Source organism: Streptomyces sp. NPDC026522, from assembly GCF_055567555.1.
On sequence record NZ_JBVHQF010000001.1, the window covers coordinates 512483 to 535222 of the forward strand.

At 72.8% G+C, this 22740-nt stretch carries 22 protein-coding genes; 12 read left to right on the forward strand and 10 right to left on the reverse strand.

The window, feature by feature from the left end; translation table 11 throughout:
* Positions 1-102 precede the first annotated feature (102 nt).
* From ACZ4M3_RS02310 to ACZ4M3_RS02320, 3 genes are all read left to right on the forward strand, one after another.
* The gene (locus tag ACZ4M3_RS02310) at positions 103-1374 is read left to right on the forward strand and encodes an extracellular solute-binding protein (protein WP_467729359.1); all 1272 of its coding nucleotides are present in this window, start codon (positions 103-105) and stop codon (positions 1372-1374) included.
* Between the two features lie 187 nt (positions 1375-1561).
* On the forward strand, positions 1562-2335 hold the full coding sequence (locus ACZ4M3_RS02315) for a GNAT family N-acetyltransferase (RefSeq protein ID WP_467729361.1): 774 nt from the start codon (positions 1562-1564) through the stop codon (positions 2333-2335).
* On the forward strand, positions 2332-3270 hold the full coding sequence (locus ACZ4M3_RS02320) for a lysophospholipid acyltransferase family protein (protein ID WP_467729363.1): 939 nt from the start codon (positions 2332-2334) through the stop codon (positions 3268-3270). Before ACZ4M3_RS02315 ends, ACZ4M3_RS02320 begins: the two co-directional genes overlap by 4 nt.
* Here ACZ4M3_RS02320 and egtD read toward each other — a convergent pair.
* The 4 genes from egtD to egtA are packed head-to-tail and all read right to left on the reverse strand — an operon-like array spanning position 3153 to position 7487.
* Positions 3153-4127, reverse strand: a complete 975-nt coding sequence (gene egtD / locus ACZ4M3_RS02325) for an L-histidine N(alpha)-methyltransferase (protein WP_467729365.1) — start codon at positions 4125-4127, stop codon at positions 3153-3155. The two genes, ACZ4M3_RS02320 and egtD, sit on opposite strands and share 118 nt — an antisense overlap.
* Complete coding sequence (gene egtC, locus ACZ4M3_RS02330) at positions 4124-4882, reverse strand: ergothioneine biosynthesis protein EgtC (protein ID WP_467729367.1); 759 nt, start codon at positions 4880-4882, stop codon at positions 4124-4126. Before egtC ends, egtD begins: the two co-directional genes overlap by 4 nt.
* Complete coding sequence (gene egtB, locus ACZ4M3_RS02335) at positions 4882-6198, reverse strand: ergothioneine biosynthesis protein EgtB (protein WP_467729369.1); 1317 nt, start codon at positions 6196-6198, stop codon at positions 4882-4884. The genes egtC and egtB overlap by 1 nt, the downstream gene beginning before the upstream one ends.
* Complete coding sequence (gene egtA / locus ACZ4M3_RS02340) at positions 6195-7487, reverse strand: ergothioneine biosynthesis glutamate--cysteine ligase EgtA (protein WP_467729371.1); 1293 nt, start codon at positions 7485-7487, stop codon at positions 6195-6197. Before egtA ends, egtB begins: the two co-directional genes overlap by 4 nt.
* A gap of 124 nt (positions 7488-7611) precedes the next feature.
* On the opposite strand from egtA, the gene ACZ4M3_RS02345 reads away from it, so the two are divergent.
* Together ACZ4M3_RS02345 and ACZ4M3_RS02350 are read left to right on the forward strand one after the other, a co-directional pair.
* Positions 7612-8439, forward strand: coding sequence for a TIGR02452 family protein (locus ACZ4M3_RS02345; protein WP_467729373.1), 828 nt, complete (start codon positions 7612-7614; stop codon positions 8437-8439).
* Positions 8440-8676: 237 nt separating this feature from the next.
* Entirely contained in the window at positions 8677-9819 is a 1143-nt protein-coding gene (locus ACZ4M3_RS02350; RefSeq protein WP_467729375.1) for a hypothetical protein, read from the forward strand.
* An 85-nt stretch (positions 9820-9904) separates the two neighbouring features.
* On the opposite strand, the gene ACZ4M3_RS02355 is transcribed toward ACZ4M3_RS02350, so the two are convergent.
* On the reverse strand, positions 9905-10369 hold the full coding sequence (locus ACZ4M3_RS02355; protein WP_467729377.1) for a type II toxin-antitoxin system PemK/MazF family toxin: 465 nt from the start codon (positions 10367-10369) through the stop codon (positions 9905-9907).
* Between the two features lie 65 nt (positions 10370-10434).
* Positions 10435-10887 carry a nuclear transport factor 2 family protein gene (locus tag ACZ4M3_RS02360; protein WP_467729379.1) on the reverse strand — a complete coding sequence of 151 codons (453 nt, stop codon included), beginning with the start codon at positions 10885-10887 and terminating at the stop codon, positions 10435-10437.
* An 84-nt stretch (positions 10888-10971) separates the two neighbouring features.
* Between ACZ4M3_RS02360 and ACZ4M3_RS02365 the strand changes: the two genes are divergently transcribed.
* Positions 10972-11520, forward strand: coding sequence for a PadR family transcriptional regulator (locus ACZ4M3_RS02365; RefSeq protein WP_467729381.1), 549 nt, complete (start codon positions 10972-10974; stop codon positions 11518-11520).
* A 183-nt stretch (positions 11521-11703) separates the two neighbouring features.
* On the opposite strand, the gene ACZ4M3_RS02370 is transcribed toward ACZ4M3_RS02365, so the two are convergent.
* Together ACZ4M3_RS02370 and ACZ4M3_RS02375 are read right to left on the reverse strand one after the other, a co-directional pair.
* A complete protein-coding gene (locus ACZ4M3_RS02370; RefSeq protein WP_467729383.1) occupies positions 11704-12267 on the reverse strand; it encodes a dihydrofolate reductase family protein in 564 nt (187 codons plus the stop codon).
* A 52-nt stretch (positions 12268-12319) separates the two neighbouring features.
* Positions 12320-12766, reverse strand: a complete 447-nt coding sequence (locus ACZ4M3_RS02375; protein ID WP_467730108.1) for a DUF6194 family protein — start codon at positions 12764-12766, stop codon at positions 12320-12322.
* Positions 12767-12812: 46 nt separating this feature from the next.
* Here ACZ4M3_RS02375 and ACZ4M3_RS02380 point away from each other — a divergent pair, with 46 nt between their 5' ends.
* Complete coding sequence (locus tag ACZ4M3_RS02380) at positions 12813-13544, forward strand: MerR family transcriptional regulator (RefSeq protein ID WP_467729385.1); 732 nt, start codon at positions 12813-12815, stop codon at positions 13542-13544.
* Between the two features lie 657 nt (positions 13545-14201).
* Here the strand turns inward: ACZ4M3_RS02380 and ACZ4M3_RS02385 are convergent.
* Positions 14202-14897: an alpha/beta fold hydrolase gene (locus ACZ4M3_RS02385; protein ID WP_467729386.1), complete on the reverse strand. Its 696-nt coding sequence runs from the start codon at positions 14895-14897 to the stop codon at positions 14202-14204.
* A 156-nt stretch (positions 14898-15053) separates the two neighbouring features.
* Positions 15054-16307 carry an MFS transporter gene (locus ACZ4M3_RS02390; RefSeq protein ID WP_467729389.1) on the reverse strand — a complete coding sequence of 418 codons (1254 nt, stop codon included), beginning with the start codon at positions 16305-16307 and terminating at the stop codon, positions 15054-15056.
* 265 nt (positions 16308-16572) lie between these two features.
* On the opposite strand from ACZ4M3_RS02390, the gene ACZ4M3_RS02395 reads away from it, so the two are divergent.
* The 5 genes from ACZ4M3_RS02395 (at position 16573) to ACZ4M3_RS02415 (ending at position 22613) form a co-directional block, all read left to right on the forward strand.
* A complete protein-coding gene (locus ACZ4M3_RS02395) occupies positions 16573-17598 on the forward strand; it encodes a LacI family DNA-binding transcriptional regulator (protein WP_467729390.1) in 1026 nt (341 codons plus the stop codon).
* A 197-nt stretch (positions 17599-17795) separates the two neighbouring features.
* Complete coding sequence (locus ACZ4M3_RS02400) at positions 17796-18995, forward strand: thiolase family protein (RefSeq protein ID WP_467729391.1); 1200 nt, start codon at positions 17796-17798, stop codon at positions 18993-18995.
* Positions 18996-19194: 199 nt separating this feature from the next.
* Entirely contained in the window at positions 19195-20634 is a 1440-nt protein-coding gene (locus ACZ4M3_RS02405; RefSeq protein WP_467729393.1) for an aldehyde dehydrogenase family protein, read from the forward strand.
* A gap of 80 nt (positions 20635-20714) precedes the next feature.
* Complete coding sequence (locus ACZ4M3_RS02410) at positions 20715-21098, forward strand: thioredoxin family protein (RefSeq protein WP_467729394.1); 384 nt, start codon at positions 20715-20717, stop codon at positions 21096-21098.
* A gap of 84 nt (positions 21099-21182) precedes the next feature.
* Positions 21183-22613 carry a dihydrolipoyl dehydrogenase family protein gene (locus tag ACZ4M3_RS02415; RefSeq protein ID WP_467729396.1) on the forward strand — a complete coding sequence of 477 codons (1431 nt, stop codon included), beginning with the start codon at positions 21183-21185 and terminating at the stop codon, positions 22611-22613.
* Positions 22614-22740: the final 127 nt, after the last annotated feature.

A 22740-nucleotide genomic window follows, 5' to 3' on the forward strand; every position in this document is an offset into this window, starting at 1 on the left:
GAACTTTGTGCGAACAGTCCCGAGGCCGAAGGCCTTGACCAGCCCATTGGTCCATGCCAATTTTCAAGCCATCTGAGATCCGTCCCCAGAAGGTGACTTTCCGTGAAGATGCGCTTCATCGCCCTGTGCACCGCGCTCGCCGCCGCGACCGCCCTCTCCGGCTGCGCCGGGTCGGCCGGATCGCGGCCGGGACCCGAAAAGGTGACCCTGTGGCTGATGAAGGGAAGCGCGTCCGACGACTTCATCACCAAGTTCACCGCCGACTTCGAGAAGGAACACCCCGGCATCGACCTCGTCGTCAAGATCCAGGAATGGACGGGCATCGTCGACAAGGTCAACGCCGTCCTCGACGGCAGGAGCAAGGAGGACGCCGACGTCATCGAGGTCGGCAACACCCAGGTCGCCCAGTACGTGGAGACCGGCGGCCTGCACGAGCTGACCCTCGAAGGACTGCGCGCCTGGGGCAGCAAGGACTGGCTCCGCGGCCTGTCCGACCCCGGCACCGTCAACGGCGCGCAGTACGGGGTCCCCTGGTACGCCGCCAACCGCGTGGTCATCTACAACAAGGACCTCTTCGCGGCCGCCGGCATCAAGACCCCGCCCAGGACCCGCCAGGAGTGGCTCGCGGCCACCCAGAAGCTCGACAAGGGGGACAGGGGCGGCCAGCAGGGCATCTACCTCCCCGGCCAGAACTGGTACGTCCTCGCCGGGTTCGTCTGGGACGAGGGCGGCGACCTCGCCGTACAGAACAGCGGCGAATGGTCCGGCGCCCTGGACGACGAGAAGGCCCTGACCGCCATGGAGTTCTACAAGCAGCTCCAGGGCCTCGGCAACGGCCCCAAGGACGCCGACGAGGAGACGCCCCCGCAGTCCGAGGTGTTCGCCCGGGGCCAGGTCGCCCAGATCATCGCCCCGCCCGGACAGGCCCGCGAGATCGAGGCGGCCAACCCCGCGCTCAAGGGCAGGCTCGGCTTCTTCCCGGTCCCCGGCAAGACCTCCGAGAAGCCCGGCGCCGTCTTCACGGGCGGCTCCGACCTGATCATCCCGGAGCGGACCGAGCGGCGCGCCCGGGCCGTCGACGTGATCACCGCACTGGTCAGCGAGAAGTGGCAGACCGAACTCGCCACCACCATGAGCTACGTGCCGAACAAGACCACCCTCGCGCACGTGGTCGACGGCAACGAGGGAGCCGCCGCCATGGCCCCCGGCGCCGCCCAGGGCCGGGCCACCCCGAACTCCGCACGCTGGGCCGAGGTCGAGGCCAAGAACCCGATCAAGCCGTTCATGACGGCCGTCCTCACCGGCCAGGACCCCAAGCGCGCGGCGACGACGGCGTCCGAGGCGATCGGCAAGATCCTCAACACCGCCCACTGAGCACCGGCCACAGCACACAGGGGCGCCGGCCCTTGCACCCCGCCGCGCCGCCCGAGCACCGAGTTCAGCGTCCGCACATCCCGCCGCCGCTGAGCGGTCATGTCGAATCCAGCCGGTCACGGAAGAAGTAAAGGAGCCAGGCCGCCGACCTGCCGGCCTGGCCCCCGTGCCCGGATCAGGAGCAGCCATGACCATCGCCCCCCTGTCCCCGTCCCCCCTCGCCTCCCCCACCACCCCCCGGTACGCCGTCCGGCTCGCCCGCGACGAGGACGAGGTACGCGCCGCCCAGCGGCTGCGCCACCTCGTCTTCGCCGGAGAGTTCGGCGCCCGCCTGGACGGACCCGAGCCGGGCATCGACGCCGACGCCTTCGACGCCTACTGCGACCACCTCCTGGTGGTGGACGAGAACACCGAGCAGGTCGTCGGCACCTACCGGCTGCTGCCGCCCGAGCGCGCCGCCGTCGCCGGCCGGCTCTACTCCGAGAGCGAATTCGACCTGACGGCGCTGGCCCCGATCCGTCCCGACCTCGTCGAAGTCGGCCGCTCCTGCGTCCACCCCGACCACCGCAACGGCGCCGTCATCGCCCTCATCTGGGCCGGCCTCGCCCGCTACATGGACCGCTCCGGCCACAACTGGCTCGCCGGATGCTGCTCCGTCCCGCTGGGCGACGGCGGGGTCCTGGCCGCCGCCACCCGCGCCAACGTCCTGACCCGCAACCTCGCGCCCGAGGAGTACCGGGTCACCCCGCACCTGCCCTGGAACCCCGAAGGCATCGCCTTCCCCCACCGCACGGAACTGCCCCCGCTGCTGCGCGGCTACCTGCGCCTGGGCGCCTGGGTGTGCGGCGAACCCGCACTCGACGCCGAGTTCGGCTGCGCCGACCTGTACGTCCTGCTCTCGCTGCGCCGCACCAACCCGCGCTACCTCAACCACTTCCTCTCGCTCGCCCCGGGCGCATGAGCGTCTGGCTGCCCACCGCGCCCTGCACCCCCGAGGCCTGCGCGGCCCACGAGGGGCGGGCGGCGAGCGTTCCGCACGCGGTGGCACGGCTCGCCTGCGCCGCCGCCCTGGTGCTGCTCGCCGTCCTGACCGCCCCGCCGGTCCGGCTACTGCCGCAGCGCCCCCGCCGCGCCCTGGTCCGGGCCTGGGCCGCCGCGCTGCTGGGGTCCCTGGGCATACGGATCACCGTGCACGGCAGCCCCGGGCCGGACGGCGGCCGCCTGGTCGTCGCCAACCACATCTCCTGGCTGGACATCCCCCTGATCGCCGCCGTCCTGCCCTGCCGGATGCTGGCCAAGAGCGAGATCGGCGCCTGGCCCGTACTCGGCCGCCTCGCCGCCCGAGCCGGCACCGTGTTCATCGAACGCGACCGGATCAGGGCCCTGCCCGACACCGTGGGCACCCTCGCCAGGTCCCTGCTGGCGGGGGACCGGGTCACCGTCTTCCCCGAAGGCTCGACCTGGTGCGGGCGCGCCCAGGGGCCCTTCCGGCGGGCCGCGTTCCAGGCGGCCCTGGACGCGCGGGTCCCCGTACAGCCGGTGCGGCTCTCGTACCGGCTGACGGCCGACGGGGGCCTGGCCGGGGCGCCCGCCTTCGTCGGGGACGATCCGCTGACCGCCTCCCTGTGGCGGATCGCCCGCGCCCGCGGGATACGGGCCGAGGTGCGGCTGCTGCCGCGCATCCCGCCGGGCCGGCACCCGGACCGCCGGGACCTCGCCGCGGCCGCCCAGGAAGCCGTCCGCAGCGCCGGTCAGCCGACGCTGCCGGGCCTGCCGGCTCAGCCCGCCAGGCCGCCGGCCACCGACAGGGACAGGGCGAAACGGCCCGCCTCGTCCGTCCACCACTGCGTGAGCTCCAGCCCGGCCGCCGCCAGCTCACGCCGTACGCCTTCCTGACGGAACTTCGCGGAGATCTCCGTCAGGATCTCCTCACCCGCCTCGAAGGGCACCACCAGATCAAGGGCCCGGATCTTCACCAGCACCTCCGAACGGGCGCGCAACCGCATCTCGATCCACTCCTGCTCCCGGTTCCACACCGCCACGTGCGTGAAGTCGGCGGTGTGGAAATCAGCGCCCAACTCCCGGTCGATCACGGCCAGTACGTTCTTGTTGAACTCCGCCGTCACCCCCTGCGCGTCGTCGTACGCGGCCACCAGCACCGCCTCGTCCTTCACCAGGTCCGTCCCCATCAGCAGCGCGTCACCCGGCGACAGCATCGCCCGTACGGACGCCAGGAACGCGGCCCGCTCCGGCGGCCGCAGGTTCCCGACCGTGCCGCCCAGGAACACCACCAGGCGGGGCCCGGCCGACTCCGGCAGGTGCAGCGGCCGGGTGAAGTCCGCCAGCAGGGCGTGCACCCGCAACCGCGGATGCGCGGCCAGCAGCGTCTGCGCCGCGCCTCTCAGGGCGCTCTCGCTGACGTCCACCGGGATGTACGTCTCCAGCGCGGGCAGCGCCTCGATCAGGTGCCGCGTCTTCTCCGAGGAGCCGGAACCCAGCTCGACCAGTGTGCGCGCGCCGGTCTCCGACGCGATCTCCTGGGCCCGCCCCAGCAGGATCTCCCGCTCGGCGCGCGTCGGGTAGTACTCGGGCAGCCGGGTGATCTCCTCGAAGAGCTCACTGCCCCGGGCGTCGTAGAACCACTTGGGCGGCAGCTCCTTCGGCGAGCGGGTCAGCCCGCTGCGCACGTCCGCCCGCAGCGCGGTGTCCGCGGAGTGCTCGTCGAGGGTCCGGGTCAACTGGAAGTCACTCACGAAAGGCTCTCCTTGAGCGGGGTCAGGTCGACCCGGGAACGGGTGGCGGTCAGCAGGGTCCGGTCGGCTACCTCGGTCCAGCGGCTGTCGTCGTCGTAGGGCTCGGACGCCACGACCGTGCGCCCGGCCCCCGGATCGGACAGGTACCAGAGGGAGTCGCCCCACGCGGTCGCGGCGATGCCCGTCCCGTCCGTCAGCAGCAGGTTCAGCCGGGAGCCCGGGGACGCGGCCGCCAGCTCCTGCACCGGCCCCGCGAGGGCCTCGCCGAGGCCGTCCCCCTCGCGCAGACGGCGCAGCACCAGCGCCCAGACCAACGCCGAATCGGTGCGCGCGGACAGCTGGAGCAGCTCGTGCGGCGGCAGCCCGGCCGCCAGCGGGGCCGCCGAGTCCGGCCAGTCGCGTATCGCCCCGTTGTGGCTGAACAGCCAGGGCCCCGACGCGAACGGCGCGGCCGCGGCCTCCCCGTCCGCCCCGGCCAGCGTGGCGTCCCGTACGGCGGCCAGCGCGGCCGCGCTGCGCACCACCCGGGCCAGGTCGGCGAAGGTCAGATCGCCCCACACCGGCCCGGAGCGCCGGTAGCGGGCCGGAACCGGGTCGCCCTCCGCGTACCAGCCGATCCCGAAGCCGTCGGCGTTGATCGTGCCGTACCGCTGGCGGCGCGGCGCGTACGACTGCCGGACCAGCGAGTACTCGGGCTCGCTGAGCAGCCGGCCCAGACACACCGGCGGTCCCACGTAAGCGAGGTGACGGCACATCAGGCCCCACCCCCGCGCGCGGTCCGGAAGCCGGCGAAGATCTGCCGACGCACCGGCAGGTCCCAGTTGCGGAACGTGCCCCGGCAGGCCACCGGGGCCACGGCGAAGGACCCGCCGCGCAGCACCTTGTGCTCCGGGCCGAAGAACACCTCCGAGTACTCCCGGTAGGGGAACGCCCGGAACCCCGGGTACGGCAGGAAGTCCGACGCGGTCCACTCCCACACGTCGCCGATCAGCTGGCGCACCCCGAGCGGGGAGGCCCCGGCCGGATAGCTGCCCGCCGGGGCGGGGCGCAGGTGTCGCTGGCCCAGGTTGGCGCGTTCCGGCGTGGGGTCTGCGTCGCCCCACGGGTAGCGGGTGGAGCGCCCGGAGCGGGGGTCGTGGCGGGCCGCCTTCTCCCACTCCGCCTCGGTGGGCAGCCGGCGTCCCGCCCAGCGGGCGTAGGCGTCGGCCTCGTACCAGCTGACGTGCAGCACGGGCTCCTCGTCGGGCACGGGCTCGGTGACACCGAAGCGGCGGCGCAGCCAGATCCCGCCCTCCCGGTGCCAGAACAGCGGGGCCCCGATCCCGTGCGCACGGATCTGCTCCCAGCCATCGGCCGCCCACCAGCGGGGGTCCCGATAGCCGCCGTCCGCCATGAAAGCCTGGTAGGCGGCGTTGGTGACCGGCGCCGCGTCGATCCAGAACGGTGCGACGTCCCGGGTGTGCGCGGGCCGTTCGTTGTCCAGGGACCAGGGCTCCGCGGAGGTGCCCATCGTGAACGGCCCGCCGGGGACGAGGACTTCCGCGGCGGGCGGCGGCGGCCCCTGCGGGGGGTCCGGGTCCGGAGCGGTCAGCACGGGTGCGCCGCGCCGCAGCTGATGGGTGATCAGCATCGTCTCGTCGTGCTGCTGTTCGTGCTGGGCGATCATGCCGAAGGCGAAACCGCCGTCCAGCAGCGGAGAGCCCTCCAGCGGAGTGCGCTCCAGCACGTCGAAGACCCGTCCCCGGACCTCCGCCGCGTACCGGCGGGCCTCTTCCGGCCCCAGCAGCGGCAGCTTCGGCCGCTCCGAGCGCGGGTGCTGGAAAGCGTCGTAGAGCGGGTCGATCTCGGGACGCATGGAGTCGCGCCCGGCCACATGGCGCAGCAGCCAGAGCTCCTCCTGGTTCCCGATGTGCGCGAGGTCCCAGACCAGCGGGGACATCAGCGGGGAATGCTGCGCCCTCAGGTCCTCGTCGGTCACGGCGTCGGTCAGCGCGGCGGTCCGGGCCCGCGCGGCGGTCAGCTCCGCGACCGCCCGCTCGCGCGGGACGGCGGGGCGGGATTCGGTGGTCACGATCGCGTTTCCTTCCCGGCGGGCTGCTGCTGGTCCTGATCGTCGGCCGGACAGCGGCCGCGCCGTACGTAGCGCTCGGCGAAGGTGCCGACCGTGTCCTGTACGTGGGAACTCGCGCCCAGCCGGGGCAGTGCCTCCCCGGCCGCCGCGAAGCAGGTGACGGCGGCCGCGCGCAGCTCGGGATCGGCCAGCCCCGCCCGGGCGGCGGTCCGCCACAGCGGATTGCGGGGCGCGCGCCGGCTCCCGTACGCGTCGGCCAGCGCCTTCACCGCCCGGTAGGCCGTCTCGGCGGCCTCGGGGTCGTCGAACAGCGCGTGCGTGACCGCCAGCGGAACCAGCCAGCCGTCCGCACCGGGCTGCGCGTCGATCATCCGCAGCTCCAGGTGGCCGCGCGGCCGCACCGGCGGGAACAGCGTCGTCAGGTGGTAGTCCAGATCCGCCCGGGTGGGCGGCCGGGGACCCCCGCCGCGCAGCCAGTCGCGGAACGTCAGCCCGCCCGGGACCGGCCACGACGGCCCGGGGGAGCGCACGCACATCACCTCGGTGTCCAGCGCGTGCCGGGCCCAGGCGGCGCGCGGCTCGGCGTCCAGCGGCGGGGCGAGCGCGCGCCGCGGGTCGATGTCGCTCCAGATCCCCTGCCGGGCGCACCGCCAGCCGGCGTACGGCCCTTCGGACGCCGGGGAGTTGGCGAACGCGGCCACCAGCACCGGGCCCAGCAGGTGCGCCAGTCGCCAGCGCCGGCCGTGCCCGAGCGGGCCAGGCTCCTCCAGGCCGGCGTCCACGCAGACCTGCACGGAGGCGGAGGCGCGCATCATGGCGCGTCCGGCCGGGCCCGTACGGTCGAAGTAGCTCTCCATCGCCCGGTACCGCGGGCTGTCCAGGAGGCGGCGATGGGGGCGGCGCGGATCGCGGCCGAGCCCCCGCAGCGCCAGGCCCCGTTCCCGCAGGGCGCCGCGGACGGCCGCGAGGTCGGCCTGGAGGCCGTCCACACAGCCGGTGAGGGAGTCGGCGGGGGCGGAGCTGAGCTCCAGCTGGCCGCCGGGCTCGACGGTGAACCGGGACCGCAGCGGCAGGGCGCCGGCCGCATCGTGTGCCGCGGTCAGCCGGCCGGCGTCCAGCGCCACCCACGGGCGCTCGGCGTCCACCACCAGCCATTCCAGCTCGGCGCCGACCAGGCGCGGCGGGCCGGTCTTGAAACAGATGCCGTGGATCACGTCCTCGGCGGCGGCTTCGGAGAGGGGGGAGTCGGAAGGGGGCTGGCAAGGCGGAGCGGGTGAGTCCTGGCGCATGACCGGAACCTCATCTCCTGTCGTCGGCCGTCACCTGTGGACGGCTCGGATGTCACCCGTGCCTACCCGCCACCGCGGCGCAAATTCCCTTGCCGCGGGAAGTCCTGCACCGCAGGATCACGGCGTGAGCAGCAGATTGCGTGATATCGCGCGGCAAAACACGGCCATCTTGGCGGCCGGCGGTTACCGGACGCGCTCCGGGCGGCAGATCTCCCTGGCCGCCGCCCTGGCGGACGCCAAGGCAGGAACCAGACTATATGGACCAAACCCGGTCATTCCAGGCGAGGTGTCGATGGCCGGATCCGTACGGACCGCCGTCGAGGTCACCGGGGAGAGCAGTACGGCCGCGGCCCGCAGGCTCGCCGGGCACCCCGACCGGGAGGCCGCCGTCGCCGTCCTCAACTTCGCCTCGGCCCGCAATCCCGGCGGTGGCTACCTGCGCGGGGCCAAGGCCCAGGAGGAAGCGCTGTGCCGTGCTTCGGCGCTCTACGAGACCCTGCTGGAGGCGCCCGAGTACTACGAGGTGCACCGTGCCGGCCGGAGCACCTTCTACACCGACCGGGTGATTCACTCGCCCGGGGTCCCCGTTTTCCGCGACGACCGGGGCGAACTGCTGGAGGCTCCCTTCCGGGCCGGATTCCTCACCTCCCCGGCACCGAACGCGGGCACGATCCGCCGCCAGGAGCCGGAGCGCGCGCCCGAGATCCCGGCCGCCCTCGCCCGGCGGGCGGAGCGGGTGCTGGAGGTCGCCGCGCTGCACCGCTACCGGCGGCTGGTCCTGGGCGCGTGGGGGTGCGGGGTGTTCCGCAACGACCCGGCGGAGGTGGCGGAGGCCTTCCGGGGGCTGCTCGCCGGGCGCTTCGAGGGCGTCTTCGAGCAGGTGGTGTTCGGCATCCTGGACCGCGCCCCGGGGCCGCGGGAGGCCTTCGAGCGGGCCTTCACGGGGCTCTGACCACGGGGCGGACGCGGGCCGCGCGGGCGTCGGCGCAGAGCACGGTGCGGGGCGGCCACCATTCGTATGAATTTACGGAGAGTCCGTACGCAGGTACGGGAACACGCCGGGATCGATGGGCTACCCCTGTCACGTCATGACGGCGCCCCTGACTTCCCTCCCACTCCACTCCACCACGGCTGGACGCAGGACGACGGCGCGGGGGCCCCGCCTGGGTACTGAGAGGAAGACAAGCGAATGAAGAAGCGTCTCGTGCTCGCCGGATCCGCTGTGGTGGCAAGCCTGGGCGTGGGCATCGCGGCAGTTCCGGCGGTGGCCCAGCCCCTGACCCTGAACGTGCGGTGCGGCGACGTCGCCGGACTCATCACCGCCGTCACACAGGCGAACAGCAATCCCGACGGCGGCACGATCTCACTGGCCCACCGCTGCGTCTACCGCTTCACGACCACCTTTTCCGGTGTCGACGCGCTGCCGCCGATCACCAGCCGGGTCACCATCAAGGGTGAGGACTCGACCCTGATGCGGTCCGCGATCGCACCTGCCTTCCGGCTGCTGGAGGTGACGCCGACCGGTTACCTGACGCTGAAGGGCATCGTCGTCAACGGAGGCAGCTCGGACGCGGGCGGTGGCATCTACAACTCGGGCACACTGCTGCTCGAGGACAGCACCGTCTCCGGAAACCACGCCGCGTTCAGCGGCGGCGGCATCTACAACAACAACGGCCACGTCACCGCGGTCGACAGCCGGATCCTGAACAACATCGCCGTCACCCTCCAGGGCGGCGGCATCTACAACGCCGGGAGCGGCAACGTCACCCTCAGGAAGACCACCGTCGCGGGCAACACGGCCAACACCGACGGTGGCGGCATCGAGAACGACGGCACGCTCAAGGTCCTGGAGCACAGCGTGTTCACGCACAACGAGGCGTTCGAACACGACGGTGGTGCCATCGACAACGACGGCATCACCACGATCAGCGACAGCCGGTTCGTCGCGAACTGGGCGGACTACGACGGTGGCGCCGTCAACAACAACGCCGGTGCGTCGCTGGAGGCCCGCGAGACGGTCTTCGAGCTGAACAAGGCGGGCCGCGACGGCGGTGCGATCAACAACCTCGGCGTCGCCACCCTGGAGCGGATCAAGGTCGAGAGGAACTCCGCCGGCCGGAACGGCGGTGGCATCAACAACGGACCGGCGAGCGTGCGCGTACCCGCCGTCCGGCTCACGCTGACCCGCTCCCTCGTCGTGGAGAACCGGGCGGCGGAGGACGGCGGCGGCATCAACAACGCCCTGAACGCGGTCGTGGAGCTCAAGGACACCAAGCTCAACCACAACCTGCCCACCAACTGCGCCGGCAACGTCGCGCACTGCCCCGGCTGACCGGAATCCACCCGGATCCCCCGGACGGCCGGCGGCCCCGCCCGAACAACGGGCGGGGCCGCCGCCCCATCTGACCTGCCTCCGGCTACTGCCAGCCGTAGCGCTCCCGCAGCCGGTTCACCACCAGCTGGAACCGTCCCCGGTCCAGCGCACACGCCTCGCGGCGCATGCCCGATTCGTGCACCCGCAGCACCCGGTCCACATCCACCCAGGAATCCCGCCCCGCGCCGTCCCACGGCCCGGTGCCGATCGGCACCCACTCCCGGTCGTGGTCGTGCCGCTTGCTGGACAGCTGCACCGCGAGCAGCGTCCCCCGCCCCGCCTCCCGCGCGACCACCAGCACGGGACGGTCCTTGCCGCGCCCGTCGTTCTCCTCGAAGGGGACCCAGGTCCACACGATCTCGCCGGGGTCGGGGGCGCCGTCCTTGTCGGGGGCGTACGAGGTCTGCACGGGCCCGATGGCGTGCGGATCGGCTTCGGTGGTGGCGGTGGGACCGCCGCGCCCGGGCTGGTCGGCCTGGTCGTTGCCGTGATGCGAAAGTGCCGTCATACGGGTGAGGTTACTGGCCCGACGCCGGCCCTGACACCGGCCGCGGCGCCCGCTGTCGGCGCGCCCTACCGGGCCGGGGCCAGGCCGTCGGCCACCAGCCCGGCCAGTACCGCTTCGCCCAGGGCCTGCACGGCGGACTGCGGGCGGACCATCACGGTGATCTCCTTGATCCGCTCGTCCGCATCGACGTGCAGCAGGTCGATGCCGTGGACCTGCTTCCCGTTCACGGTGGCCCGGAAGACCAGCACCGTGGCCGGAGCATCGGAGGCTTCGGGCGCCCGGTCGGCGCTGGTCCGGGCGGCGCCGGCGAGCTGCCCGACGTAGTGGAAGTCCTCGAAGGTGCGCAGGAGCACGCCGAACAGGCCGAGGACCATCGGCTTGCCCTCGAACGGCGTGAACTTCACGGGGCTGTACAGCCGTACGTCCTCGGTGAACAGTTCCGCGAGGGCGGCCAGGTCACGGCTGTCGACGGCGGAGCGGAAGCGGTCGGCGGTGGTCTCGGGCGTGGTGGGCGTCATGGGAACACACACTCCTCAATTTGATTAGTCATTTTATTGACTATCATGGAGGCGGATCCCTGACCAGAGGAAGGAGACGGCCCGATGGCTTTGCGTCACGCCGTCCTGGCGGCCCTGCTGGATGAGGAGCTGAGCGGATACCAGCTGGCCAAGGCCTTCGACATGGGCGTGGCGAACTTCTGGCACGCGCTCCCGCAGCAGCTCTACGCCGAACTGGCCAAACTCGAACGCGAGGGCCTGATCACCGGCCGGGAGGTGGTGCAGGAAACCAGGCCCAACAAGCGCCTGTTCAAGGTCACGGAGGCCGGCCTGGGCGAACTCGAACGGTTCACGGCGGCCGCCACCAAGCCCTCCGTCATCCGCGACGATCTGCTGGTCAAGGTCCAGGCCGCCGACCACGTGGACACCGAGGCGCTCGTCGCCCAGCTCACGGAACGGATCGCCTTCGCCGAAACCAAGATCGACCTGTTCGACACCCTGCTGCGCACGATGCGCGGCGACCTCCCCGAGGAACAGTTCCTCCGCCACGGCAACCGCATCGGCCCCTACCTGACCTGCCTGCGCGGCCTGCACTTCGAACGCGCCAACCGGGACTGGTACGAGCGCACGGTGGAGGTCTTGCGCGAACGGTAAGGGGGCTGTGGGGCGCGGGGTCCCGTTGGGCGGGGTTGGTGGGGTCCCCAGAACGGCCGGGCACTTCGGGTTCACGACTGAGCCCCGAGCGCAGCGAGGGGGCCCACCCACTGCGCCGCAGATCGCTACGCGCTTCTCCGGCACGGCGACTGCGGCCCGTCTGGGGCTGGGTCGTCAATACACCTACCGCAGCACGCGATGGCGGAGGTACACAATGTTGGAGCTGAAGGTGCGGGTCTCGACGAGTTCGAGGTCCACCCGGCGCTCGCGCCGGGGGAAGAACGGAATGCCGCCGCCGACCAGCACCGGATGGACCCTGGGCCGGTACTCGTCGATCAGACCCAACGCTGCCGCCTCGGCGGCGAGCGTCGCGCCGCCGATCGCGATGTCGCCTTCCCCCGGCTCGGCCCGCAAGCGCTCGATCTCCTCCGCCAGGCCGCCGGAGGCCAGGCGGGCATTGCCCTGTACCGCCGACAGCGTGGTGGAGAACACCACTTTGGGGAGCAGCTTCCAGACCGCGGCAAACTCCAGCGTTGAGAAGGCGAGCGACGGATCCTGGTCGGCGGTCTCCCAGTACAGCATCGTCTCGTACAGCCGACGTCCCATCAGGTGCACGCCCAGGCCTCGAATCTCGTCGGTGACGAAGCGAAATACCTCCTCGTCGGGCGCCGTCCAGTCGAAGCGGCCGTCCGGCCCGACGATGTAGCCGTCAAGCGAGACGCCCATCGAATAGGTCACGCTGCGCATCAGAAGTCCTCCTCGTACCAGGTTCGACAGTACGACCGCCGGACGCGCGGGATCAGTCGTTCGGCGCGTGCCGCCGCACGAACCTGCGATGCGCAGCGTCGTGCGCGCTGCGCAGGAGCCGCAGAACCGTTTCCGTCGTCCGTTCCCCGGGATTGACGACACAGATCCACCCGAACGCCCCGTACACCGGATGTGGCAGCACGCGGTCGGCGGCTGCGAAGTCGTGCGGGCCCTCACCGGTCAGTTCCCGGGAGGCGGCACGGCCGACGTGGACGTTCACCCGCCAGCGGCCCGGAGGGTCGAGGTCGGAGGCGGTGTCGTCCGGGTAGTTCTTGGTGACGATCGTCCCGTAGGGCTGCACGTTGCCCGGCAGCTGCCCATCGGGGGCGTAGTAGAAGAAGGCATCTCCCCAAGCCACCGCTGGGAGATCGCCGCCCGGCTCCGGGACGAGGACGAGTGCGTCGGCGAAGCCTCGTACGGTCGCGATGATCTGTTCCATACTCATGGTTCAAGCATCACGTTCAAGTGCTCATGTGGGGTTGCTGATGGCTGAGCACGCACGGCTGCGAACCGTCGACGTCGCCCGGGAGTCGGATTACTCGGTGCAACAGGTCCGCGATCTGGAGCGGCTCGGAGTCATCCCCCCTGCCACCCGATCGGCCAACGGCTACCGGTCCTACACGCCGCTCCATGTGCAGGCGCTGCGCGCCTACCGCGGGCTCGCGGGGGCCCTAGGCCCAGTGGTGGCACGGCGGATGCTCGTGGAGATGAGGACGGGGTCGATCGTGGAGGCCGCCGCGACCATCAACGAGGTACACGTACGGCTCGCCCGGGAACGGGACGAGGCGCTGCGCGCCCGACAGGCGTTGCGCGCCATCGCGGCCGAGGAGGATGGCGCGGACCACGAGGGGGAGAGTGATGCGATGACGATCACCGAGCTCGCCGCAGCCCTCAATCTACGACCCTCAACCCTCCGGTACTGGGAGGAGGAGGGGCTCGTCACCCCAGAGCGGGTGACGTCACTACGCGCACGTCGTTACGGTCTTCCCGCAATCAGGGCGGCCCGGATCGTCGCGGCCCTCCGCGGGGCGGGATACGGCATTCCCGCGGTCCGGGACGTCATGGACTCCCTCCACCAGCTCGGCGGCCCGGAGGAGACCGGGCGCATCCTGAGCCGACGGCTCGACCAGATCGCCGCGCGGACCGTTGCGCTGCTGCGGGCCGGAACGGATCTGGCGGCCGTTGTGATGTCCGCCGAGGGCCCGGGCCCGACGTAGCCGTATGCGGGCCTGTTCGACGCCAGATGAGGTCAGCCGGGTAGCGATCGGTGGCGCAGCCGATGACGGGCTGATCGACGCTAGATGAGGTCAGCCGGGTAGCGATCGGTGGCGGCTTATGCCCAGCCCGGGGCGGGCCGCGGACGCGTGACGGGAGGAGCGCGTAGCGATCTGCGGCGCCGTGGGTGGGCCCCCTCGCTGCGCTCGGGGCTTCCTGGGGCTCCGCCCCAGACCCTCCCCCAGACTCCGTCCGGGGGGACCCCCACGCCTCAAACGCCGGCGGGGCTGGATTTGCCGGGCGGCGCCCAGTGCCCTCGGGTGCCCCCCGGTGAGGCTGGCATGGCGGGGCCCATGGAAAGAGGCTGTTCAGGGGCTTCGGTCCCAGGTCACTGAGGAACCGGCACCTGGACTCTGAACAGCCGGCCGTTCTTCGGGGGCTTCCCGGCAGTCTTTGGCTTTTCGGGGCGGGACGGACAGTCAAGGGTTGAGCGCAGCGAAATCGCGAAGCGACGCGACGAAGGAGCGCCCTTGACGGGCCGGCCCGACACGAAAGGACAGTGGACTGACGGGAAACCCCCAGCACCCCACCACCACCGCCCAAGGGGACCCCGCCCCCCGAAGCCCCGCCCAGCCGCCCCCGGCCGCCCGCCCCGCCCTCTAAATCCACCCCTCCAGCGACGTCATGAACGCCTCGAAGTCATCCCGGTGGATCGTGTGCCCCGCGCCCGGGACCGAACGGACCTCGAAGCCCCGTTCCCGGAGGATCGCCGCGCGTTCCGGTGAGATCAGGAAGCTCGGGTCGGCGAGCTGGACGAGGGACGGGACGACCGGGCCGGCCGGGAGGAGGTCGGTGGCCGAAAGTTCCGCCAGGGCCAAGGCCGTGGCGTCGTCCCACGCCGCCAGGGTCTCCAGCTCGATCTCCACGTCGGCCTCCTCCCAGCGCGGGTTCATCTCCCACACCCGTTCCTTGCTCGCATGCGTCTTGAACCGCGCGAACACCTCCGGTCCGAAGCCGTCCCCCGACGCCAAGTACCAAGCGGGGTCGGAGTAAACGGCCCGCTTCGGCCTGAGCCGGTCCACCGCCAGCGACAGGGTGAGGCCGCCGAGGGAGTGGCCCAGCGCGAGGTCGGCGCCGGTGGGCAGGGTTTCCGCCACGTCATCGGCGAAGGCCTGCGGGCTGTACTCGCCCCGCCCGCTCGCGCCGTGCCCCCGTAGGTCCACGGCGATGACGCGGTAGCCGAGGTCGGCGAGGGCGGGAGCGACCCGGCGCCAGGTCCGGTGATCGGCCATCATGCCGTGGATCAGCAGGGCGGTGCGGTCGCCGTCGCCCCAGGCCCGGGTGTGCAGTTTCATGGTGTGCGCCACTTTCTCGTCGGGTTTCCCAACGGATCTCACGGATTGCTCAACGGATTGCTCAACGGATTGCTCAGCGGATTGCTCAACGGATTGCTCAACGGATTTCTCAACAGGTCTGGCTGAAGGGTTCGCCACGAGTTCTCTACCGGCCGGTCACCGCACCCCCCGGATCGGTCGGACCGCGAGCGCTCCGACCACTGCCAGCACCGCGGCGACCACGAACAGCGCGGTGTACCCGCCGCTCACGGACACGATCAGCGAGGCGACGAACGGCGCGACGATCTGCGGCCCGGCGTTCGCGATGTTGAGCACGCCCATGTCCCGGGCCGCGTCCTGCGCCGTGGGTAGCACCATCGTCACCAGCGCCGTGTCCACGGCCATGTAGCAGCCGAACGCCAGCCCGTTGACCACCGCGAAGGCGAGCATGGCCGTCCAGCTCGTGGAGAGCGCCGGGAGCACCAGCGCGAGCGCCGACAGCAGCGCCGAGGCGCCCACGAAGAGCTTGCGCCGGTCGAACCTGTCGGAGAGCCAGCCGCCGACCAGGGTGGAGGCGACCATCGCCACGCTCGTCAGCGGCATCAGCAGCGCGACCGCCGCCTCCGGCTCCATGCCCTCGGGCAGCACGGTGTGGTCCTGGAGGACGTAGAGCTGGTAGCCGCTCACCGCGAAGTAGCCGAGTACCAGCAGCGCCCGCCCGATGAACGCCCACCGGAAGTCGTGGTCCCGGAGCGCGCCCGCGAACGCGGCGGCCTGCGCCCGGACGGGCAGCGGCGCCGGGGCCGGGCGGCGTTCCTCGTGCGTACAGGCGGTGAACAGCACCGCGGCGCCCGCCACCACCGCGCCGAACACGAGGTACCCGGTGCGGTAGTGGTCGGAGAAGGCGGCGCCGAGCAGCGCGCCGAGGGTCGAGCCGAAGGGCAGACCGAGGCCGACCGCCGCGGAGGCCTTGCCGCGGGCGGACAGGGGGACCCGGTCGGGGACGACGGAGGTGAGGGCGGCCTGGTAGACGTTCATGACCGCCTGGCCGAGGCACCAGGCGATGGTGATCAGCAGGATGGTGTCGGCGAGGCCGAGCAGGAACATCGCCGGGACCGCCGCGAGTCCGCCGCCCAGGATCCAGGGATTGCGCCGTCCGCTGCGGTCGGACAGGGCGCCGGCGACCGGGTTGAAGACAGTGGCGAAGACCGCCGAGACCCCCGCGATCAGGCCGAAGTCGGCGACCTTGTGGGCCGGGTCGACGTCCTCGACCTGGAGCGCCAGCAGGAGGCCGGCGACGCCGATGTACAGCGAGTACATGGCGGTGTTGCCGACGAGCAGCAGGGGCAGCAGGCCGCGTCGCACCGCGGGCTGCGCCGACGTGTCGGGGGCGGCTGCGGCGTTGCCGGTGCCGGGGGAGGAAAGGGCCACGGTGCCCTCCTGGGCGGGGTGTTCGAGCGGATGAGGGGTGCGCGCCGCCCTGTCGCGACGGCGGGGTGCGGTGGGGCGCGACAGGGCCACGGCACGGTGCGACACGGGCGGCGGTCGGCCCGGGTGAACGGACCGAACGCCCGGTGCGACGGTCGGTCGCACCGCTACTTACACGTGTCAATGAATCGTGTAACCACTGTGTAGCATTCGTTTCAGGCCATCCGCTAGCCCTCGGACGCAACCGGTCTGGAAAGATGCCCGGGCAATGTCTCAGTCACCGAACGCCCCTTCGCCGAACGGTCCGGCCGCCCCCGTGCCGACCAGCGCCGACGTCGCGCGCCTCGCCGGCGTGTCGCGCGCGACCGTCTCGTACGTCCTGAACAACGCGGAAGCCGTCCGCATCAGCGAGCCCACCCGCCGCAAGGTGCGCGAGGCCGCCGAGGAGCTGGGGTACGTCCCGCACGCCGCCGCACGCAGCCTGCGCGCCGGGCACACCCGGATCGTGCTGCTGCCGACCTCCCACGTCCCCGTCGGGCCGCTCTACAGCGCCTTCCTCAACGAGCTCCAGTGGGCCCTGCGCCGCCTCGACTACACCGTGGTGCAGTACGGCAGCCTCGGCCTCTCCGGGGACGACGCCGCCCGCGCCTGGGCCGAGCTGCGGCCGGTGGCGGTGATCTCGTTCGGGGAGATCGCCCTCTCCGCACGCAACGTCGACACCCTCAAGCGGGCCGGTGCCCGCGCGGTGATAACGCTCGGGCCCGGCCGGGTGCCGGGAGCGCACGCGCTGGTCATGGACCAGGCGGAAGTCGGCGCCCGGGCGGCCGCCCACCTGGTCGAGCGGGGCCGGCGCCGGATCGGGGTGATCGTCCCGCAGGAGGAGGGGCTGGAGTTGTTCTCCGGGCCCCGGCTGGCCGGCGCCCGGTCGGTGGCGTCCGCCGAGGTGGAGCCGTTGCCCCTGGCCTACACCGAGGAGTCGGCCGCGGCGCTCGCGGCCCGCTGGCGCTCGCTCGGGCTGGACGCGGCCTTCGCCTACAACGACGAGTACGCGATGCTGCTGATGCGGGCCCTCCAGGACGCCGGTCTGCGCGTGCCCGAGGACGTGGCCGTGATGGGCGCCGACGACCTGCTGATCGGGCGGCTGCTGCGGCCACGGCTCAGTACGGTGCAGATCGAGCTGCCCACCGGCGACCACTTGGCCGCCCTGGTGGACCGCGCGGTGCGGGAACCCTCCGAGCTCACCGAGCGGCACGACCTGATGGCGGCGGTGGCGGTGCGGCGCGAGTCCACCTGAGCGGGCCCCGGCCCGCCCCGCCCCAACCCCCACCCCCCGGCGCCCCACCCACCGCCCCACCGCCCGTTGACAGGCGGTGATCGGCGGACGGAGACTGCGGGCGCGCCCCATCCGGGCGTGTCCGGCGCCGCAGGCCGGCGCCGACACAACGGCGCCGCCCCGGCACCGCCCGTACGGATCCGCCCAGGAGAGACCCCATGAGCATCCGCACCGTCCGCGACGTCTACGTCGTCGACGCCGTCCGCACCCCGATCGGCAAGTTCGGCGGGGCGCTCGCCGGCGTCCGCCCGGACGACCTGGCCGCCCACACGGTGCGCGCGCTGGTGGACCGTACGCCCGACCTCGACCCGGCCCGCATCGACGACGTCGTCTTCGGCGACGCCAACGGCGCGGGCGAGGACAACCGGGACGTCGCACGCATGGCGGTACTGCTCGCCGGGCTGCCCGTGTCCGTCCCCGGGGTCACCGTCAACCGGCTCTGCGGGTCCGGTCTGGAGGCGGTGATCCAGGCCGCCCGCGCGATCGCGCTCGGCGACGCCTCCGTGGCCATCGCGGGCGGCGTGGAGTCGATGTCCCGGGCGCCGTGGGTGGTGCAGAAGCCGGAGCGCGCGTTCCCGGCCGGCCACCAGCAGATGTGGTCCACCACCCTGGGGTGGCGGATGACCAACCCCCGGATGCCCGCGGAGTGGACGGGCTCGCTCGGCGAGGGCGCCGAACTCGTCGCGGACAAGTACGCCGTCACGCGCGAGGCGCAGGACCTGTTCGCGCTGGAGAGCCACCGCAAGGCCGCGGCGGCGTGGGCGGCGGGGCGCTACGACACCGAGGTCGTCCGGTACCCGGGCGTCGACCTCGAACGGGACGAGTCGATCCGGGAGGGTTCCACCCCGGAGGCGATGGCCCGGCTGAAACCCGCGTTCCGGACGGACGGCTCCGGCACCGTCACCGCGGGCAACGCCTCCCCGCTGAACGACGGGGCGGCGGCGCTGCTGCTGACCGACGAGGCGGGACTGGCCGCCACCGGCCGGGAGCCGCTGGCCCGCATCAGTGCGAGCGCCGTCACGGGGATCGAGCCGCAGTTGTTCGGGCTCGGCCCGGTGGAGGCGGTCCAGCGGGCGCTCGCCAAGGCCGGCCGGGGGCTGGCCGACCTGTCCGTACTGGAACTCAACGAGGCTTTCGCGGCGCAGGCGTTGGGCTGTCTGGCGGCCTGGCCGGAGCTGGACCCGGCGGTGGTCAACCCGCGCGGCGGGGCGATCGCCATCGGGCATCCGCTCGGCGCCTCGGGGGCCCGGCTGGCGGGCTCGGTCGCCCACCAGCTCGCGGCGGCCGGGTCCGGTACGGGGATGGCGGCGCTGTGCATCGGCGTCGGGCAGGGCATCGCGCTGGTCCTGGAGCGCTGACCGTCGAGCCGCAGTCGACCGTCGAGCCGCAGCCGATCGTCGAGTCGAGCCGCCCCGCCGCCCCCCGCCGAGCTGCCCGTCGATCATTTCCGGTCAGGGAGGCCCCTCAACTGCCCAATAACTGAACAGAACTGGCGCCCAGGGTCTGGCACGATGGCGCGTGCTGCCGCCCCCCACCCAGACCCGGAGGCCCTGCGCCATGCCGCTCCTCGACCCGACGCTCTGGCAGGACGGACCCACCCTGACCGGCGGCACCGCCCCGGTCGTCGAACCCGCGACCGGCCGTACCCTCGCCACCCTCGACCTCGCCGGGCCGGTGGACGTCGCCGAGGCCGCCGTACGGGCCCGGGCCGCGCAGCACGACTGGGCCCGGGCCGCCCACCCGGAGCGGGCGGCCGTGCTGCGCCGGGCCGGGGACCTGTTCACGGCCCACGCCGACGAGCTGCGGGACTGGCTGGTGCGGGAGTCGGGCTCGATACCCGGCAAGGCGGACTTCGAGCTGCACGTCGCCGCGCAGGAGTGCTACGAGGCGGCCGCGCTGGCCTCGCGGCCGGCCGGCCAGGTCCTGCCCAGCGAGGCGCCCCGGCTCTCCTTCACCCGCCGGGTCCCGGCCGGTGTGGTCGGGGTCATCGCACCGTTCAACGCACCGCTGATCCTGTCGATCCGGTCGGTGGCCCCGGCCCTCGCGCTGGGCAACGCGGTGCTGCTCAAGCCCGACCCGCGCACCGCCGTCTGCGGCGGCATCGCGCTGGCCGCGGTGTTTGCCGCGGCGGGGCTCCCGGCGGGGGTGCTGCACGTCCTGCCGGGCGGGGCCGCGACGGGGGCGGCGCTCGTCGCCGATCCCCTGGTACGGGTGGTGTCGTTCACCGGGTCGACCGCCGCCGGGCGGGCCGTCGGTGAGCTGGCGGGCCGTCATCTCAAGCGGGCGCACCTGGAGTTGGGCGGAAACTCGGCGATCGTCGTACTGGAGGACGCCGACGTCGGGGCCGCCGTGGCGCAGGCCTCCTGGGGCTCCTTCTTCCACCAGGGCCAGATCTGCATGACGGCCGGGCGCCACCTGGTGCACGCCTCGCTGTACGACGAGTACGTCGAGCGGCTCGCCGCGCGTGCCGAGGCGCTGGCGGTGGGCGACCCGTACCGCGAGCGGGTGCACCTGGGCCCGCTCATCGACCGGGGCCAGGTGGAGCGGGTCCACGCGCTGGTCGAGGCGAGTACGGAGCAGGGTGCCAAACTGGTGGCGGGCGGCACCCACCGGGACCTGTTCTACCGGCCGACGGTGCTGGCGGGGGTGTCCGACGACTGCCCGGCCTACGCGGAAGAGGTCTTCGGCCCGGTGGCGCCCGTACGCTCCTTCGCGACGGAGGACGAGGCGGTGGCGCTGGCCTCGGCGGGCCCGTACGGGCTCTCCCTCGGGATCGTCACGCGCGACGCGGCGCACGGGCTCGACCTGGCCGGCCGGATCCCGACCGGCATCGCGCACGTGAACGACCAGACCGTGAACGACGAGGCCGTGGCCCCCTTCGGCGGCGTCGGCGCGTCGGGCACGGGGGCCCGGTTCGGCGGCGAGGCGAACCTGGACGCCTTCACCGAACTGCGCTGGACCACGGTCCGCTCGACGGCGCCCGCTCACCCGTTCTAGGGAAGCTCCCCGGGCGCGGAATGCGCGGGGCGGATTGTTCGTTCACGCAGGACAACCGGCTATCAGGAGGTCTGGACACCGTGGCGACAGTCGAGCTCACCAAGGAGAACTTCGACCAGACGGTCAGCGAGAACCCGTTCGTGCTGATCGACTTCTGGGCCGGCTGGTGCCGGCCCTGCCTGCAGTTCGCGCCGGTCTACGAGAAGGTTTCCGAGGCCAATGCGGATCTGCTCTTCGCGAAGGTGGACACCGAGGCGCAGCAGGAGCTGGCCGCGGCCTTCCAGATCACCTCGATCCCGACGCTGATGATCGTCCGGGACCAGGTGGCGATCTTCGCGCAGCCCGGCGCGCTCCCCGAGCCGGCGCTGACCGACCTCATCGCGCAGGCCCGCGCCCTGGACATGGACGAGGTCCGGGCGAAGATCGCCCCGTCGGACCGGCCCGGGGCGGCGGGCGGCGAATAGACCCCGGGCCGCGGACCGGGGCGCTTCCGGCACGCCGAGGGCCGCCTGTTACCCGCACCGCCCCCGGACCGCGACACTGGCCGCATGACTGAAGCGGTGGAGTACGACGTAGTGGTGCTCGGCGGGGGACCGGCCGGCGAGAACATCGTGGACCGGACCCGGGCTGCCGGGCTCACCACGGTCCTGGTGGAGAGCGAGCTGGTGGGCGGGGAGTGCTCGTACTGGGCCTGCATCCCGAGCAAGGCGCTGCTGCGCCCGGTGCTGGCCCGGGCCGATGCGCGCCGGGTGCCCGGCCTGGCGGGAGCCGTCGGGGGCCCGCTCGACGCGGAGGCGGTGTACGCGCACCGCGACTACTGGACCGGGAACTGGAAGGACGACGGCCAGATCGACTGGCTGGACTCCATCGGCGCCCATGTCTACCGGGGCCACGGCCGGCTCTACGGGGTCCGCAAGGTCGCCGTCACCAGCCCCGAGGGCGAGCACCACGTCCTCACGGCACGCCATGCCGTGGTGATCGCGACGGGCACCCGGGCCGTGATCCCGAAGCTCCCCGGGATCGCCGGGGCCCGCCCGTGGACCAGCCGTGAGGCGACCTCCGCCCGGCAGGCGCCGGGGCGACTGCTGATCGTCGGCGGCTCGGTGGTCGCCGCCGAGATGGCCACCGCCTGGCAGGCCCTCGGTTCCCGCGTCACCGTGCTCGTACGGGGCTCGGGGCTGTTGCCGCGCATGGAGCCGTTCGCCGGGGAACTGGTCGCCGAGGCGCTGCGCGAGGCGGGCGCGGAGATCCGTACGGACGTCGCGGTGGAGGCGGTCGTCCGGGACGGGGCGACCGGGCCCGTCACCGTGGTGCTGGAAGGCGGCGAGACCGTCGAGGGCGACGAACTGCTGATGGCGACCGGCCGCGCCCCGCGCACGGACGACATCGGCCTGGACACCGTCGGCCTGGTTCCGGGCGACTGGATCGGTGTGGACGACAGCTGCCGGGTCCGCGGCCACGACTGGCTCTACGCCGTCGGTGACGTCAACCACCGGGCACTGCTCACCCACCAGGGCAAGTACCAGGCCCGGATCGCCGGCGCCGTCATCGCCGCCCGCGCGGCGGGCGGGGAGGCGGCCGACACCGGTCCCTGGGGCGCGCACACCGCGACGGCCGACACCGCCGCCCTCCCGCAGGCGGTGTTCACCGACCCCGAGGCCGCGGCGGTCGGGCTGACCCTGGCCGAGGCGCAGCGGGCGGGCCACACCGTCCGCGCGGTCGACTACGACCTCGGCAAGGTCTCCGGTGCGGGCTTGTACGCCGACCCGTACCCGGGCCGGGCACGGATGGTCGTCGACCTGGACCGGGAGGTGCTGCTCGGCGCGACCTTCGTCGGCCCGGGCGCGGCGGAACTCCTGCACGCGGCCACCATCGCCGTCGCCGGGGAGGTCCCGATCAGCAGGCTGTGGCACGCGGTCCCGGCGTTCCCGACCGTCAGCGAGATCTGGTTGCGGCTACTGGAGACGTACCGCGGCTGACGGCTGACGGCTGACGGCTGACGGCTGACGGCTGCGGAGTCCGGGGCCGCCGGTGATCGATTGGCCCTGGAACGCGGTCGGTCAGGGCCGGTTGAATGGCTGCACCGACGACCGAAGGAGCCACCGT